The 14,844-nt window shown below is 51.9% G+C and carries 10 protein-coding genes; 5 read left to right on the top strand and 5 right to left on the bottom strand.

The genetic code is table 11. From position 1 onward, the window contains the following. Nucleotide 1: 1 nt before the first annotated feature. Both EDM58_RS05770 and EDM58_RS05775 read right to left on the bottom strand, forming a co-directional pair. Entirely contained in the window at nucleotides 2–925 is a 924-nt protein-coding gene (locus EDM58_RS05770; RefSeq protein WP_122912511.1) for an iron-hydroxamate ABC transporter substrate-binding protein, read from the bottom strand. Then, nucleotides 922–1,719: an ABC transporter ATP-binding protein gene (locus tag EDM58_RS05775; RefSeq protein WP_122912512.1), complete on the bottom strand. Its 798-nt coding sequence runs from the start codon at nucleotides 1,717–1,719 to the stop codon at nucleotides 922–924. The genes EDM58_RS05770 and EDM58_RS05775 overlap by 4 nt, the downstream gene beginning before the upstream one ends. Before the next feature lie 139 nt (nucleotides 1,720–1,858). Here EDM58_RS05775 and EDM58_RS05780 point away from each other — a divergent pair, with 139 nt between their 5' ends. Continuing rightward, nucleotides 1,859–2,908: an NAD(P)/FAD-dependent oxidoreductase gene (locus EDM58_RS05780; RefSeq protein ID WP_122912513.1), complete on the top strand. Its 1,050-nt coding sequence runs from the start codon at nucleotides 1,859–1,861 to the stop codon at nucleotides 2,906–2,908. Between the two features lie 95 nt (nucleotides 2,909–3,003). After that, nucleotides 3,004–5,679 (top strand): YhgE/Pip domain-containing protein, encoded by a 2,676-nt coding sequence (locus EDM58_RS05785; protein ID WP_122912514.1) that lies wholly within the window; start codon nucleotides 3,004–3,006, stop codon nucleotides 5,677–5,679. Between the two features lie 9 nt (nucleotides 5,680–5,688). Here the strand turns inward: EDM58_RS05785 and EDM58_RS05790 are convergent, their stop codons facing one another. The 3 genes from EDM58_RS05790 to EDM58_RS05800 are packed head-to-tail and all read right to left on the bottom strand — an operon-like array spanning nucleotide 5,689 to nucleotide 8,939. After that, nucleotides 5,689–6,222, bottom strand: coding sequence for a GNAT family N-acetyltransferase (locus EDM58_RS05790; RefSeq protein ID WP_183187432.1), 534 nt, complete (start codon nucleotides 6,220–6,222; stop codon nucleotides 5,689–5,691). Between the two features lie 17 nt (nucleotides 6,223–6,239). Further along, entirely contained in the window at nucleotides 6,240–8,399 is a 2,160-nt protein-coding gene (locus EDM58_RS05795; RefSeq protein ID WP_122912515.1) for an ATP-binding cassette domain-containing protein, read from the bottom strand. 21 nt (nucleotides 8,400–8,420) lie between these two features. After that, nucleotides 8,421–8,939, bottom strand: a complete 519-nt coding sequence (locus tag EDM58_RS05800) for a hypothetical protein (protein WP_122912516.1) — start codon at nucleotides 8,937–8,939, stop codon at nucleotides 8,421–8,423. 181 nt (nucleotides 8,940–9,120) lie between these two features. Here EDM58_RS05800 and EDM58_RS05805 point away from each other — a divergent pair, with 181 nt between their 5' ends. Genes EDM58_RS05805 through EDM58_RS05815 form a run of 3 tightly spaced genes read left to right on the top strand, consistent with a single transcriptional unit; the run spans nucleotide 9,121 to nucleotide 14,838 of the window. Further along, nucleotides 9,121–12,624: an MFS transporter gene (locus EDM58_RS05805; RefSeq protein ID WP_122912517.1), complete on the top strand. Its 3,504-nt coding sequence runs from the start codon at nucleotides 9,121–9,123 to the stop codon at nucleotides 12,622–12,624. Between the two features lie 29 nt (nucleotides 12,625–12,653). Then, nucleotides 12,654–13,010, top strand: a complete 357-nt coding sequence (locus EDM58_RS05810) for a DUF3307 domain-containing protein (protein WP_122912518.1) — start codon at nucleotides 12,654–12,656, stop codon at nucleotides 13,008–13,010. Between the two features lie 19 nt (nucleotides 13,011–13,029). Next, nucleotides 13,030–14,838: a CHASE2 domain-containing protein gene (locus EDM58_RS05815; RefSeq protein ID WP_122912519.1), complete on the top strand. Its 1,809-nt coding sequence runs from the start codon at nucleotides 13,030–13,032 to the stop codon at nucleotides 14,836–14,838. The last annotated feature ends 6 nt before the right edge of the window (nucleotides 14,839–14,844 follow it).

The raw sequence follows: 14,844 nt of genomic DNA on the forward strand, positions 1-14,844 counted from the left end.
CTCAGTTCCCTAAAAAGTGTTTGAGAAAGAAATCGAGCTGCAGCTCCAAGGTCAACGGATCGTTGAAGTAGAACTCCTGGGCATTGGCTTCAAAGACGCGATTGTTTTTGACGGCAGGGATGCTTTGATACGCAGCTGTTTCCTGAAACGAATTGTCTGTCTCTTTGTTTTTGCTGAAGATCAGATAATCGCCCGCAAATTCGGGAAGCACCTCAAGGGACAGGGCATAATAACCGTCCTTTAGCGCCAGCTGCTTTACCTTCTCCGGCATGTTCAGCTTCATCTCTTGATAGAGAATTTCAGTTCCGCGTCCCCAGTTATCGCCGTAGACGTAGAGCTGTTTGTTGAAGTTTTCGATGACAGACACAGTAGCGTCCTCGCCAATTTTGGCCTTTATCTCTTCTCCGGCTTTCTGAGCTCGCTTTTTGAAATCATCGATCCAGGCCTGCGCCTCTTTTTCCTTGTTCAACAGCTTTCCAATCTCCAGATGCTGCGTCAAGTAGTCTACTTTTCCGTATGTAAAAGTGACTGTTGGTGCGATTTGTTTCAATTTGTCCAGATTTTTGACCGTGGACAGACCGATGATCAGGTCGGGATTCAATTCGATGATTTTTTCCAGGCTCTCATCGGATACTTCCTCCACGTCTTGTAACGGCTCGTGAAAATTCGGATTCATTTTGGACCAGGAGTCGACGCCGACCAGCGGAACGTGCAAGGCCAAGACGTTTCCGGTGAAGCTGGAGAGGACGACAACTCGTTTGGGATCGGCAGGAACCTCGACAGGTCCCTCTTCAGACTGGTAGGTGATCGTATTCGCCTTTGGCTGGTCGGCAGGTGTAGGCTCTGCATTTCCGGCAGATTGGCTGCTGCAGGCACTGAGCAGCAGGACTAGCACAAGCATGAGGGGAGTCCAAATGTTCTTCATTTTGCTTCTCCTTTTATCAGATCGTAGGTTAGGCAGACCGGTTTTTTGGTCCGCGGATCGCGGCCGATTTGGGCATCGATTTGAAATACCTTTTTCAGCACGTCAGGCTTCATGACTTCTTCGCAATCGCCGGCTTTGACGATTTGTCCGTCTCTGAGGGCGATCATGTAGTCGGCAAAACGGGCAGCCTGATTCAAATCATGGAGCACCATGATGATCGTGCGCCTCTGCTCCACATTCAGCCTGTGCAAAAGCTCGAGGACTTCAAGCTGGTGAGCCAGGTCCAGATAGGTGGTCGGTTCGTCCAGAAAGATCATCTCGGTATCCTGAGCCAGTGCCATGGCGATCCACACCCGTTGTCGCTGACCGCCGGACAAGGCATCCACAGGCCGATGCATAAACTCTTTGGTCCCTGTGACCTCCAGGGCCCAGTCAATCACCGCGACATCCCGTTTTGTCAAACGTCCCAAGCCTTTTTGATAGGGAAACCTGCCGTAGGAGACCAGCTCTCCCACTGTCAGGCCGCTTGCGCCCTCGGGTGTTTGAGGAAGAATCGCCAGCTTTTTGGCGAGCTCCTTCGTGTTTTCCTTGGCGATTGGCTCACCGTCCAAAATGACTGCTCCTGATTGATGCGGAATGATCCGGGTGATGGCCTTCAGCAGCGTTGACTTTCCGCAGCCGTTCGAGCCAATGATCGCGGTGATTTTTTGATCGGGAATTTTCAGGCTGAGATCCTTCACGATCAGACGCTCTCCATAGCCGATGCGCAAGTCGCTCGTGTAAAGACGAACCATGATTTGACCTCCATGAAATGTAGTTCACAACAAAATAAACGTTGATAATGATTATCAATTTCGGTATTGTAAACAATATAAAGACATCCGCCTTTTTTTGTCAACAGGTTTTCCAAAGGGCGTGAAGGAGTGATCGTGGATGGATCAGCAGGAGCTTTTTGATGTGACAGTGATTGGAGGAGGGCCGGCAGGACTCTATTCGGCCTTTTATAGCGGGCTTCGCGAAATGAAAACCAAATTGATCGAGTTCCAGCCCCAGCTGGGTGGAAAAATCCATGTCTATCCGGAAAAAATGATTTGGGATGTGGGGGGACTGACACCCGTACCCGGAGCAAAATTGATCGAGCAGCTTGTCGAGCAGGGGCTAACGTTTGGTCCGGAAGTGGTGTTGAATGAAAAGGTGGAGGCGATTCGCCGCAACGAAGAGGGGATTTTTGAATTGGAGACCGCTTCGGGGCGCAAGCATTTTTCAAAAACGGTCATTGTGGCGATTGGCAGCGGAATCTTGAAGCCGCAAAAGCTGGAGATCGAAGGAGCGGAGAGGTTTGAGATATCCAACCTGCATTACACGGTGAAGTCATTCCGCCCCTTCAAAGACAAGACGATTCTCATTTCGGGCGGCGGGAATGCTGCCCTGGATTGGGCAGCCGAGCTGGAGCCGATCGCCAAACAGGTGTATCTGACTTATCGCAAAGAGACGTTTGCCGGCCACGAAGCGCAGGCATCGCAGGTCTTGAACAGCTCTGTTGCATGCTTTTTCCAAACGACGATTACGAAGCTGATCGCGAGTGAAAATCATGAAGTGATTGATCGGGTCGAGCTGACCCATCTGGACACGGGAGAGGTCTCCTATCTGCCTGTCGATGAGGTGATTATCAGCCACGGCTACGAGCGCGATACGTCTTTGTTGCAAAATAGCAAGCTGCCCATCAAGATTGCGGACCAGTATTACATAGCAGGCAACGCCAATAGCGAGTCCTCCATTCCGGGACTGTACGCGGCAGGCGATATTTTGCGGCATGAGGGGAAATTGAATTTGATCGCCGGGGCCTTCCAGGATGCAGCGAACGCTGTGAACAAGGCCAAACAATTCATCCAGCCGGATGCCGGCAAAAGCGGAATGGTTTCCTCGCATAATGAATTGTTCAAAGAACGCAACAGGGAACTGGTCAAGCAGATGCTGAGATAGCAAAAAGGCGGCTTTCTTTCCGGATTTTTTTCTCCTGTGGTAAACTGTCTGTGAACAAGAAGCGATTTCACGACAGAATACTGGGTGGTTTATAGATGCGTTCAATATGGCAAATTTACAAAACAGACTGGCTCAACATATTCAAAGTTCCGACGGGCATCTTTCTGATTGTTGCGATCTGTATTCTTCCCTCTCTCTACGCTTGGGTGAATATCAAATCCGTCTGGGATCCTTATGCGAACACAGAAGGCGTCATGGTCGCGGTAACAAGCGAGGACGAGGGGACGACGATCGGCGATAAAACGATCAACATCGGTGATGAGCTGATCCATAACCTGCAAAACAATCACAAGCTCGGTTGGACGTTTGTGGATCGGGAAGAAGCGGAGAGAGGCTTGCAGAGGGGAGAGTACTACGCCAGTATTTTGATTCCGGCGGACTTTTCTTCCAAAATGACAGGCATTATCGACGGACGGCTGGACAGACCCGAGGTGATCTACAGCGTCAACGAAAAGGTAAATGCGATTGCGCCGAAAATCACCTCTTCGGGCGTCTCCACGCTTGCCAAGCAAATCAACGAAAATTTCACGGAGGCGGTCAGCGAGGCCTTGCTGACTAAGCTGACAGAAGTCGGGATCAAGATCGAGGAGCAGCTTCCGACGATTCGCAAGATCGAGGCCGGGATTTTTGAGCTGGAAAGCAGGCTCCCTGAGATTCATGCAGCAGGGCAAAAGGTGCTGGAGCTGGAACAAAAGCTCCCTGCGATTCATGAAAAAGCGCAAGTCATCCTCGAGGTGGAGAAAAGAATCCCGGAGATCAATCAGGCAGCAGAGTCGATTTTGACGTTGCAGAAGCATTGGCCGCAGATCAGTGATACGCTCTCACGGATTGGGGAGATTCAGGATCGACTCCCGGCTATTCAGCACGCGGTAGCCCGCATCCAGGAGCTGGATCAGAACTTCGACAAGGTCGCGGGAACGATCGAGCATGCGACGGATATAGCAGGACGGGCGATCGGGATCGTAGAGGCTGCTCAGGCAGCGATACCGCGCGTAGAGGATATGGCAGACAAGGGTGCTGCTATCGCCGAGCGGGTAAACGCATTTCTGACGCAGAATGAAGCAGCGTTCCAATTGATTGGTCCGCTGGTCAAGCAAAATCTGACGCTGGTACAGCAAGCTGCGGATGCGACGACAAAGCTAACGGAGAGACTGCTCCAGGTGGATCCTGCCCTTTTGCCAACAGCTGAGGAGGCAGCCGCATTGAGAGATCGGTTGGCTGGCGCGGGCCGCATCCTGGAACACACTTCATCGCTCTTGGAGAAAATTAACGCCTATCTTCCCGGACAGCCGCTAGACGGGCTGATCGAACGGCTCCAAGCCCGGACAGATTCCATCCACCAAAAGGTCCAGCTATTGGACATCGTGGCCAAGGCTTTGGAGAATGGAAAAACGCCAGCGCGGGATGTCGTGGAGCGCTTGCACAAGCTGTCTCAGGAGACGAGCAGCGTGCTGGGCGATATTCTCTCGCGTTATGACAGCGAGATTTTGCCCAAGTTGGAGGACGGCATTGCGAGGCTGATTGACTTTTCCGATGTCGCCGCTGAAAAAATCGAGGCAGTGCAAGCACGTCTCACCGCCATCGATGGCGTACTGGCGGATGTGAAGCAGGGGTTGGAATTCGGTCAGACGGAATTGCAGCGAATTACGGAGCAGTTGCCGCAGATCCGGTCGAGGGTGCATGAGGCGGCTGTTGGTCTGCAACAAAAGGCGGATGAATTTGAGCGTGTGATAAATATCGCCGTACCGCTGATCCAGGAAAATCTCCCGGCCATCGGCAAAAAGCTGGATCAGGCAGCAGCCTTCATCCAGAATGACCTGCCGAGAGCGGAACAGGAGCTGTCTCAGTTAGCCGACTTCGTACGAGTGAGGCTTCCTGAACTGGAATCGGGGGTGCATCGGGTAGCGTCGCTGGTACGGGACGATTTGCCGCAGCTAGAACGGGCAGTGAGTCAGGCAGCAGACAAGCTGCGCGAAGTGGAGGCGAACAACAACTTTGCCGCTCTCGCGAAGCTGTTGCGCGGCGACATTCAGAAGGAAAGCGAGTTTTTGGCAAGTCCGGTCCAGATCAAAGAGAACCGGCTCTATCCGATCCCCAATTACGGCTCTGCCATGTCGCCCTTTTACGGCGTGTTATCCTTGTGGGTGGGAGCCACATTGCTGATCTCCCTGCTGAAGGCAGAAGCGGACAACCCAGAGGGTCGCTACAAGCCATACCAGCTTTATCTGGGCAGACTGGGAACGTTCCTGACGATTGGGCAGCTTCAAGCGATCAGCGTCACGCTTGGAGACATGTGGATTCTGGACGCCTTTGTAGCGGACAAGCTCCCGTTTGTGCTCTTCGCTATGCTGGTGAGCGCGGTGTTTGTAACGATTACCTATACGCTATTGTCGGTATTCGGCAATGTGGGCAAAGGAATTGCGATCATCTTCATGGTGTTCCAGTTCTCCAGCTCGGGCGGCACGTTTCCGATCAGCATGACCGCGCCCTTTTTCCAGATGCTCAATCCGTTTATGCCCTTCACCTATGCGATCAGCCTGCTGCGAGAGGCGGTCGGAGGCATTTGGTGGGAGACGGCCTGGCGGGATATATTGGCGCTGCTTGGCTTTATCGGTCTCAGCCTGTTCGTCGCGCTGGTCCTCAAGCGGCCACTATCCGGCATTATCAAGAAGTCGACAGAGAACGCAAAGAAAACCAAAATCATCGCTTGATGAAGCAAATCAAAGCCCGCCTGCGCGCGGGCTTTTTTTCATGGCAAGATAGTCCCTCAACTGAGCAAAATCAGTCGCATAAATATGTTCATGCCCATGATTGCCATCTCGTTCCCCGACGATAGAGGCGAATTTGGCATACAGGCGATTCAGGTACGTATTTTCAGATTGAACGAAAAAGCGCACCTCCTTTACCTGGCTGTTCTCCGCTTCTATCTGCTCTACCATGTATCGGAAGCCCTGCAAAAACAGGCGGCTGCTGCGAAACTCCTGCTTGATGATGGCAGAGAAGATAAAGACAACCTCCCCCTGGGGATCAGGCTGGTGCTCTTTCGTCACGTATTGATAATGACCCCAGCCAATTACGTTGTCCTGCGGGTCTACGACAAGGATGATCTGCGAGTCTTGAATATTTTCCAATACGTGGTAGATGGCATCGATTAATGTAAATTGCCTGTTGAATTCCAAACGATTGTGAATAAAAAAGAGGGTGAATTTCACGAGATCCTGATCACCGCTGCAGCGCCTGAAATGGGCAGTCATGGCTTTCTGCGCCTCCTTTAGCTTTTTCTCTCTTGCAAAGTCTGTCGCACATGGGAGTCAATCTCGGGATGCTTCGATAGGATGTAGAAGAGCTTCTTGCGCTGCAGCGTCAAGAAAACGCAAGGCGTCAATGCCGTGACAGTTGCTGTGCGCGGGACGTTCTCCAGCAAGGCAATCTCGCCAAAATGGTCGCCGTCCTCCAGCACAGCCAGGCGAATGGGCTCGGAAGCTCCATCTGCCGGGCGCCTGGTTACTTCTACACGGCCCCTGGCGATCAGGTAAAACGTCTCGCCAGTCTCTTCTTCCCGAATGACAGATAGTCCTGCAGCGCAGGTTTCGGTATGGAACAGATGGGCAACCTCCTGCAAGACAGACTCGTCAAGACCTCGGAAAAAGGGAAGCAGCGCCAGCCGACTCGCTTCAATCGTCGCTTCACGGCCGCTATCCGAGAGGGACAGGCCGCTTTGCTTCTCCCACAGCTTTTTGTAGAATCCGCCTCGTTCCAGCATCTCTGTATGGCCTCCGCTGTCTACCAGTTCCCCCTGGTCAAAGACAAAAATCTGATCTGCCCCCGTAATGGAGGCCAATCGATGGGTAACGGTCACCACGGTCCGATTGCGAGACAGTTCCTCAAAGGTGCGGTTGATTGACGCTTCAGAGATCGGGTCCAATGCAGAAGTGGCTTCGTCCAGAAGTAGGATGGAGGGGTTGCGCAGAATCGCCCGGGCGATGGCGAGCCGCTGCCGCTGCCCTCCGGAAAAATTGCTGCCCTCATCCAAAACCATCGTCTCGTATCCGTCGGGAAGCCCCATGATCATGTCGTGAATCTCGGCTTGCTTGGCTGCTTGCATGATCTCCTCGCGCGTCGCATCCGGTTTGCTCAAGCGAATATTCTCCAGCAGCGTCCCGTGAAACAGGAAGTTGTCCTGAAAGACGACGCCGATCCGCTCACGGTACGAGCCCAGATCCAATGTTCGTAGGTCTTTGCCGTTGATCTCGACTGTCCCTTTGTCCGGTTCATAAAAGCCGAGCAGAAGCTGCACCAGCGTGCTTTTTCCCGAGCCGCTCGACCCCACGAAGGCTGCCGTCGTTCCAGCGGGAATGTGCAGATGAATACCCTTGAGGACCAGCTGCTCGGGGCGATAGCCGAAAGTGACGCGACGGACATCAATCGCCGGATGCTGCATAGCGGATGGGTCAAGCCTGATCGAGCCTGTCGCTTCGACGGGCTGGTCCAGTACCTGCTTGATTCGTTCCATGCTGACCTGTGCATCCGTAAAAACAGGCAAAGTAAAGGTCAGGGTGAACACCGAATTGCCCATGGACGTATACATCGTAAAAAATGCGACCAGAGAACCCAAAGTAATATGTCCGGTCAGCGCGAGGTACGAACCGAATCCAATAATCGAAAAGTTGATAACCAAAAGGCTCGTCATCGGAATCCGTTCCAGCTTGGCCCCGATGATATTTTTCTGGTAGCTGCTGACGAACAGGGACCCGAGCCGTTTATGGAACTTGTCGATCATGGCTTGCTCCAGCTGGAACCCTTTGATTACCTTTTGCGCTTTCATATTCTCCTGGACGTCACTGGTCATCGCAGAGAATTGAGCTTTGTAATCTGCATTGACTGCTTGGGCGCGACGGCCCAGCAGGTACGGACCTGCGAAAATGACCGCTGCTCCCAGCAGGATGAAGAGGGCCATGCTCCACTCCAGATAAAACAACACGGAGGTACTGATTAGCACGACAGTCAGCGATTGCAGCCCGGTGGTGAGAATGACTGCCATCGCTCTTTCAATGGCGGGCAAATCAACCGAAAAAAAAGAGACCAGATCGCCGGAGCGGAACTTCTGGAAGGTATCGATATGTACGTGCTGCAAATGGGTAAACAGCTTCTCGCGCAAGTCATTTTGGATTCGCGCATTTAATTTCGCCAGGGCGTAATCACTCAGGATGCCGGCACTCAGGCAAATCACTCCGGCGGTCCCGAGAACGATCATGATGAGGGTGAAGGCGTCCATGTCTTTAGGCTCGATCGCCTGGTCGATGATGATTTTGAAGCTGAGCGGCGCAAAGGATACGAACGCCAGGTCCAGTAGAAGCGTGCAGAAAAAAAGCGCGGTGAGCAGCTTGTAGGGACGCATGTAGCCAAAGAGGTTTTTCAGGACAATCAGCATGTCAACGTCTCCTTTTCTCGGTTACAAGACAGGACGGAATTTGGCTGCATACGCCCGCAGATCGGAAAAAGCGGTACGGTATTCGTCGATGGGGCCAAACACAGTGTCCACCGAATCGATCTTTTCGGCGAATTTGGAAAACAAGCGGCGCAAGCGGTCATTCGCCGGGGTCCAGAAGCGCAATTCACGCACATCCTCTTCCAAGTCGGTGATGTGTTCGATCAGGAATTGGATCGCCTGCAGGAAAAGACGGGTGACGCGGTACTCTTCCTGGATAAAAACGACCTGCACCTGAATCACATGCTGGTCTTCGTACTGGTTTTCGCCAGTTCCGTATATGTACGAGAAGGCACCGATGACCTCGTCATCGTCGTTATAGCAGAGGAAAGATTCCCGATCCATCAAAATCGGGCTGGAGAGAAAGCTGAGGGAGACAGGGTAAGAGTAGGGAAGGCCCAATTGATCGTAATGCTCAAGCAGAAAGGTAAGGTAGGTTTGTTGATACATTTCAGATGAACAGACGGAGATATACGTGCTCATATCGCACCCCAATTAATTTTTGCAAATTTTCCTAAATAAATAATCATTCTGTACTAAAAATCCAGTACAATAAAAAAGTGAATTAGGCAGGAAGACCTGTCCTGGGTCAAGAATACCCTATTTTTGTTATACGGTAAATACAGGGAAGGGACCGTCAATAAACGGAAACGAGGTAGTCGAAGTGATCAAAAGCGTTTTCCAGCGCTTGTTCGGCCGAGGGCAAGCGAACATAAAATCAGTACTGCCCAGCGTTGTATTACTGACTGTCTTTTACACCGTAATCATGATGTCGTCGGTTATGGGCTCGGCTGCTGCAGACACGCTGTTTTTGAGCCATTATGACATAGCCAAGCTGAGCTACATGTATCTGTACATAACGGTTGCTGTCGTATTGGTCGGAATCTTTTTTCAAAAGGTCTCGGAGCGGGTCTCTCCCTATCACCTGCTAGTCGGCTCCATTCTCGGTGTAGGAGGATTCGTGCTTTTGACCGGTCTCGTTCTTAAGACGGGCGTCGCATGGATTTATCCAGTGATGTTTGTCGGGTATGAAGCCAACACGGTACTGCTGACGATGGCCTTCTTCACCTTTATGGCGACCGTCCTGGACGCACGGAATGCAAAGCGTTACATCGGCACAGTAGCGGCTGGAGGCGTCGCCGGGACTATCATTGGGGGATTTGCCACCAGCTCGCTGGCACCATTTTTCGGCACGGAATTATTGATATACGTCTACGCTGCTCTCGTCGTTTTCGGCATCTGGTTTGTAAGAGGTTTGCAGAGGAAAGCATCCCATGGAGGGAGCGAAACTTCAGATCACCGCCCCCAGGAAAAGCAAGCATCAGAACCATCTCCTCCCCACGGAAATCCATTCAAACAACTACCCATTCTCAAATACATCGCGATCATAATCGGTACAATTTCTGTAGCGATTACACTGACTGATTACCAGTTCAAGATGACGCTGGGTCAAAGCTTGTCAGAAGCGGAATTGGCAAGCTTTCTGGGCATGTTTTACAGTGTGACGGGTGTGATCGCCTTCGTCTTTCAAGTGTTTGTATCGACTCGCCTGCTCACGCGTTATGGCATTGTACCCGCCTTTCTTGTCATGCCCTTGTCCATGCTGTTTAGTTCGATTGCCTTCTTCCTTGCGCCTGTTCTGCTGACAGCAGTAGTGCTGAAAGCCAGTTACCGCGCTTTTGCAGAGACCATCCATCAATCCGTGCACGAGCTGATGTATTTCCCGATCCCGGCCCATTTACGCGGAAAAGCCAAAGGATTGGTCGGTGGAGTGATTGATTACGGGATGAGTGGTGTGGCAGCGCTGCTGCTGATCATCATGGCAGATAAAATCAGCTTGACCAGCTTCAGCATCATCGCTGCTCTGATGCTGTTCATAGCCGTTTTGGCCATCTTTCCTGCAAAGAGAGAGTATGTGCAGATGCTGCTCGCCACATTGAGGAAAAAACAAGGCGATATGGGCGATTTGGACCTTTCCTTGATTCAAGCACCCTTGTTGGCGAAGATCATGGAGGACCACAACAGAACGGACACCGAGCGGCTCCATGCGTTTCGATTACTGGCGCAAATCCCGCAGTACAGCATGGAAAGGTATCTGGCCGCCCTATTGGCGAATTCTCCTCAGACGCTGCAGTTCGAGGTTCTGGAATACATGGAAAGAGCGGGCAAGCCGCAGTGGACTCCGTATCTGCAGCCGCTGCTTCAAACGGATAACAGTTTGCTTCTGGCAAAGGTTATCCAAACGCTCGCCGCATCTGCCGATAAGAGGAATACAACATTATTTGCGTCCTTTTTGGAGCATCCGGCCACAGAAGTCCGTATCGCAGCGATCTATGGACTAATCAAGCAAGGCAGCCCTGACGAGACGTTGTACGAATCATTGCAAAGACAGATGCAAAGCCCGGACAAGCAGACTAGGCGCCACGCCATCACGGCCGCAGGAAAACTGGCAGATCCGCGATTGCTGCCAGATGTCCTGGTCCAGCTCGGGGAATCACGTTTGCAAAAGGAAACGTTGGCCGCTCTCGCCTTATTTCCCTTGGATGCGCTGCTCCATCACCTGCAACATGAGTGGGATAAGCCGCACGCGGATGAAACGATTCGGCTGTACACGGCCAAAATCCTGGCCCAACACCCCTCAGGTGAAGCGTATCGCTTTTTGCAGCAAACGTATCAGAAGGCATCGACTCGTATTCGTGCGAGCATCGCGGAGGCCATGTTCAAGCTCTATGATTATCGTGGCGAGGAGCAGGATTCTCTTTCTGCAATGATCGAAGCGGAAGCCAGACATGTACAGCATGGTTTGTACGCACTTCAGGCACTCTCGTTACGGTCTACTCCTGAAATGGCGTTGCACAGCGATGCCCTGCTGCAAGATAAGAAAACGGCAATGGGCAATCTGTTCGCGCTTTTATCTCTTCTCTACGACAAAAGAATGATAGAGACGATTGCCTTTAATTTGGAGAGCGGGGATATGCGGCAAAAGGGAAATGCCCTGGAGGCTATGGACAATTTGTTGCAAAAGCAGCACCGGGGGTCCATTATGCCGGTTATTCTCGCCAACTATGACAACCAACGTGTCATGGTGAAATCAGAGAATCAGGCATGGACCGACCTGTATGAAAAGGCGGATGACTGGCTGAAGATCTGCCTGCTCCATCTATGCGCGCTTGATCCCGCCTTTGCCCGAATGAACGGAATCAGGCCATTAACCAGGGAAGAGGAGGAACGAATCACACAAGTTGGATTCTTGAAGCAGGCCAGTTCTTTCTCGGAACTGCCAGGATACATACTGGCAAAGCTGGCGGCTGATCTCCAGAAAAAAGAAGTACAACCCAAAACGACCATCATTCAACAGGGAGAAATCGGTGACGCCCTGTACCTGATCTTGCAAGGGGAGGTCCAAGTTGTCAGGGATGGCCGCAGGGTAGAGCGATTGGGAGAAGGGGAGCTGTTCGGGGAAATGTCGCTGTTTGACCACGTACGTCGAACAGCGACGGTCTTCTCGGAGACGACGGCAACTCTGGGTGTAATCGGCAAAGATGCGTTTTACGATTTGGTAAGCAGCAATCTGGAATTGGCGATTAGCTTTGCCAGCATGCTGAGCAAACGGATTCGCAGATTGAATGAAGAGAGTCATTCCTCGCAAGTGGATATTCGGGAGGACTCTCATTCGGATGTGACGGGAGTTTCCCCGCTTGTGAGGAAATCAGCGGAAGATAAGGAAGCATCGTCCCTGACGGAAAAAATGATGATCCTGCTCAAGGTAGACTTGTTTGCTTCCTTTTCCCATACACAATTGGCAGCCTTGGTGGAGTTGACCGAGGAGGTAACGGTTCAGGCGGGAGAAACGATTTTGCGATACGGGGAACCAGGTGACGCCCTGTACGGCATTATCTCAGGCCGTGTAAGCGTGGAACGGGATGGAAGGAAAATGGCAGAGCTTCATCAGGGAGATGTCATCGGGGAAATGGCCCTGCTGGAGCGGGCGCCGCGCTCTGCTAGCGTAACAGCGCTGGAGACCTCCGTGCTGGTGAAGATTCGCGATGAGGTGTTTTACGACTTTTGTTACGGGGATGAGAGCGTCATCCGCAGCATGATCGAGTCACTTGCTTCGAGGCTTCGATCGATGCAAGGACGAAATATGAGGAGAGGTGCAATCGGCTAGCGGTTGCCTGTAAAGGAGACAAGAAGGAAGTGAATGCACTAAGCCAGTTTGACGTATTGTTCCTTGCCCACTTGGTCGGGGATTATCTCTTGCAGACGGAATGGATGGCGAAGTACAAGGCAGAGCAGTGGCGCCCTCTGCTGGCGCACTGCTTCGTATATACATTGGCCGTCAGTGTGGCAGCGTATCTGTTTTTGCCGACAGGCCTATCCTGGTGGGCGATTGGATTCGTTTTTCTTACACATGTGATCCTGGACCGCCGGGGAATAGTCCGGTTCTGGTATGAACGGGTCATGGGCGTCACGGATGAGCGCAGCAAATGGTTGATGATCATGGTGGACCAGACTTTCCATCTGATCATTCTCGCTGTTGCAGTCAGCCTGTAGGGAGGGGGAACGACACCCTATGAGTAAAAAAATTCGCAGCTTCCTGGTGGTTGGCAACATCCTGATCCTGCTGATCTGTCTGGCTATTTTTTTCACAGGAGCCTTCCAGGTGCTGAGCCGGGCCCTCTATGATTACAACCAGCAAACCTCCATGACGCATGCGCCGCATGAAGACATTATCGTCATTGAAATCGACCAGGAGTCCCTGGATTTGATCGGCACCTTCCCGTGGTCGCGAGACATCTACATACCATTGCTCGAGCAGTTAGCAGGAGCCAAGGCGGTAGCATTCGACATCACGTTTGCTACGAAAAGCGACGATCCTGCCGTAGATCAGGCATTTGCGGAGGAGCTGGCGAAGCATGACCAGGTCATCATCCCTTCCACCGTGGAGATGGAGAGCTTCTTTCGCAAGGAGACCCTGGTAAAAAAAGGGGAGCTGCTCAAGGGGCAAAAGTTGAACAGGCCGATCCCGGAGATTGCTGCGGCCTCAAAAACAGCACATATCAATGCTGCCATCGATGAGGACGGATTGATCCGGCGAACCTGGCTGATGCTTGATACGCCTGAAGGGCCGATTCCGTCGCTGGGATATCAAATTGCTGAAATGTACGGGGCGGATGTAAAGGATTATCTGGCTGACCATCCGCAGGCCGAAATGAACATCAAGTTTAACAGTTCCACCAAGGATTTTATGAGCATCCCGTTCTACATGGTCATGAACGGGGAGGTCCCGGCAGAAACCTTTACGGACAGAATCGTCCTGATCGGGTTTGCGGCTGCCGGTGATGACGCCAAGCCGACGCCGGTAGACAATCATATGTACCTCGTCTACGCGCACGCCAATATCGTGGATCAATTATTGCGTCACGAGAAGATTACGGTCATTGGGGATCTGGCCATCCTGGTCCTGATTCTGGCCGCAATGGCTGCATCGGTGTTACTGACCTGGAGAACCAAGACAGTCACGAGCGTAGCTCTTCAATTTCTCCTTACAGCGGTTTTGTTGGCCGGGCAGTGGCTTCTTTTTCAAAAGCGTTTGGTCTACCTCGATGTGGTTTACCCGCTCGCGGCGCTTTGGCTGGTCTATGTCGTCAACCTTGCAGTGAAGACTTTTTTTGAAATGAAGCAAAAGCAATTTATTACGAAGCAGTTTGGCCGCTATCTGTCACCCGAACTGGTGAAGCAGATCGCGAAAAGCGACGTAGAGCTGCCGCTGGGGGGCGTAAACAAGGAGCTGACGATTCTGTTTTTGGATATTCGCGGCTTTACACCTCTATCCGAAAAGCTGCGGCCAGAGGAGATCGTCGATTTTCTCAACATGATGTTCGATATGATTACCAATCAGGTGTTGGCGAACAAGGGGACGATTGACAAGTTTATCGGTGACGCAGCCATGATTCTCTACAATGCTCCCCTGGATGTGCCGCATCATGAATACCATGCGGTCAAGACAGCTTACGACATTCAGAATGGCATGAAGAGTGTGCAAGCGGACATCCTGCAAAAATACGGTGTCGAGGTTAGCATCGGGATCGGAATCAACACGGGTGAAGTGGTGGTTGGCAATATCGGTTCCTATTTGCGGGTTGATTATACAGCGATTGGCGATGCCGTCAATACGGCAGCACGGATCGAGTCCAATTCGGCAGCCAATCAGATTCTTGTATCCGAAGAGACTTATTTGCGTACGAAGAATTTCTTCAGGTATCGCGTGGTTGGTGAGAGGCAAATGAAAGGAAAAAGCGCATCCATTCGCTTGTACGAGGTCGAGGATTGGATCGCGCGACCAGATGGTGTGGAAGCAAAAATAAAGGTGGGGGAGTGATTGAGC

Source organism: Brevibacillus panacihumi (assembly GCF_003710985.1).
GTDB lineage: Bacteria > Bacillota > Bacilli > Brevibacillales > Brevibacillaceae > Brevibacillus > Brevibacillus panacihumi.

What these genes read in the sequence shown, in the direction of transcription:
- EDM58_RS05770 (WP_122912511.1), bottom strand. Translation starts at nt 925, where the DNA reads ATGAAGAACATTTGGACTCCCCTCATGCTTGTGCTAGTCCTGCTGCTC.
- EDM58_RS05775 (WP_122912512.1), bottom strand. Translation starts at nt 1,719, where the DNA reads ATGGTTCGTCTTTACACGAGCGACTTGCGCATCGGCTATGGAGAGCGT.
- EDM58_RS05780 (WP_122912513.1), top strand. Translation starts at nt 1,859, where the DNA reads ATGGATCAGCAGGAGCTTTTTGATGTGACAGTGATTGGAGGAGGGCCG.
- EDM58_RS05785 (WP_122912514.1), top strand. Translation starts at nt 3,004, where the DNA reads ATGCGTTCAATATGGCAAATTTACAAAACAGACTGGCTCAACATATTC.
- EDM58_RS05790 (WP_183187432.1), bottom strand. Translation starts at nt 6,222, where the DNA reads ATGACTGCCCATTTCAGGCGCTGCAGCGGTGATCAGGATCTCGTGAAA.
- EDM58_RS05795 (WP_122912515.1), bottom strand. Translation starts at nt 8,399, where the DNA reads ATGCTGATTGTCCTGAAAAACCTCTTTGGCTACATGCGTCCCTACAAG.
- EDM58_RS05800 (WP_122912516.1), bottom strand. Translation starts at nt 8,939, where the DNA reads ATGAGCACGTATATCTCCGTCTGTTCATCTGAAATGTATCAACAAACC.
- EDM58_RS05815 (WP_122912519.1), top strand. Translation starts at nt 13,030, where the DNA reads ATGAGTAAAAAAATTCGCAGCTTCCTGGTGGTTGGCAACATCCTGATC.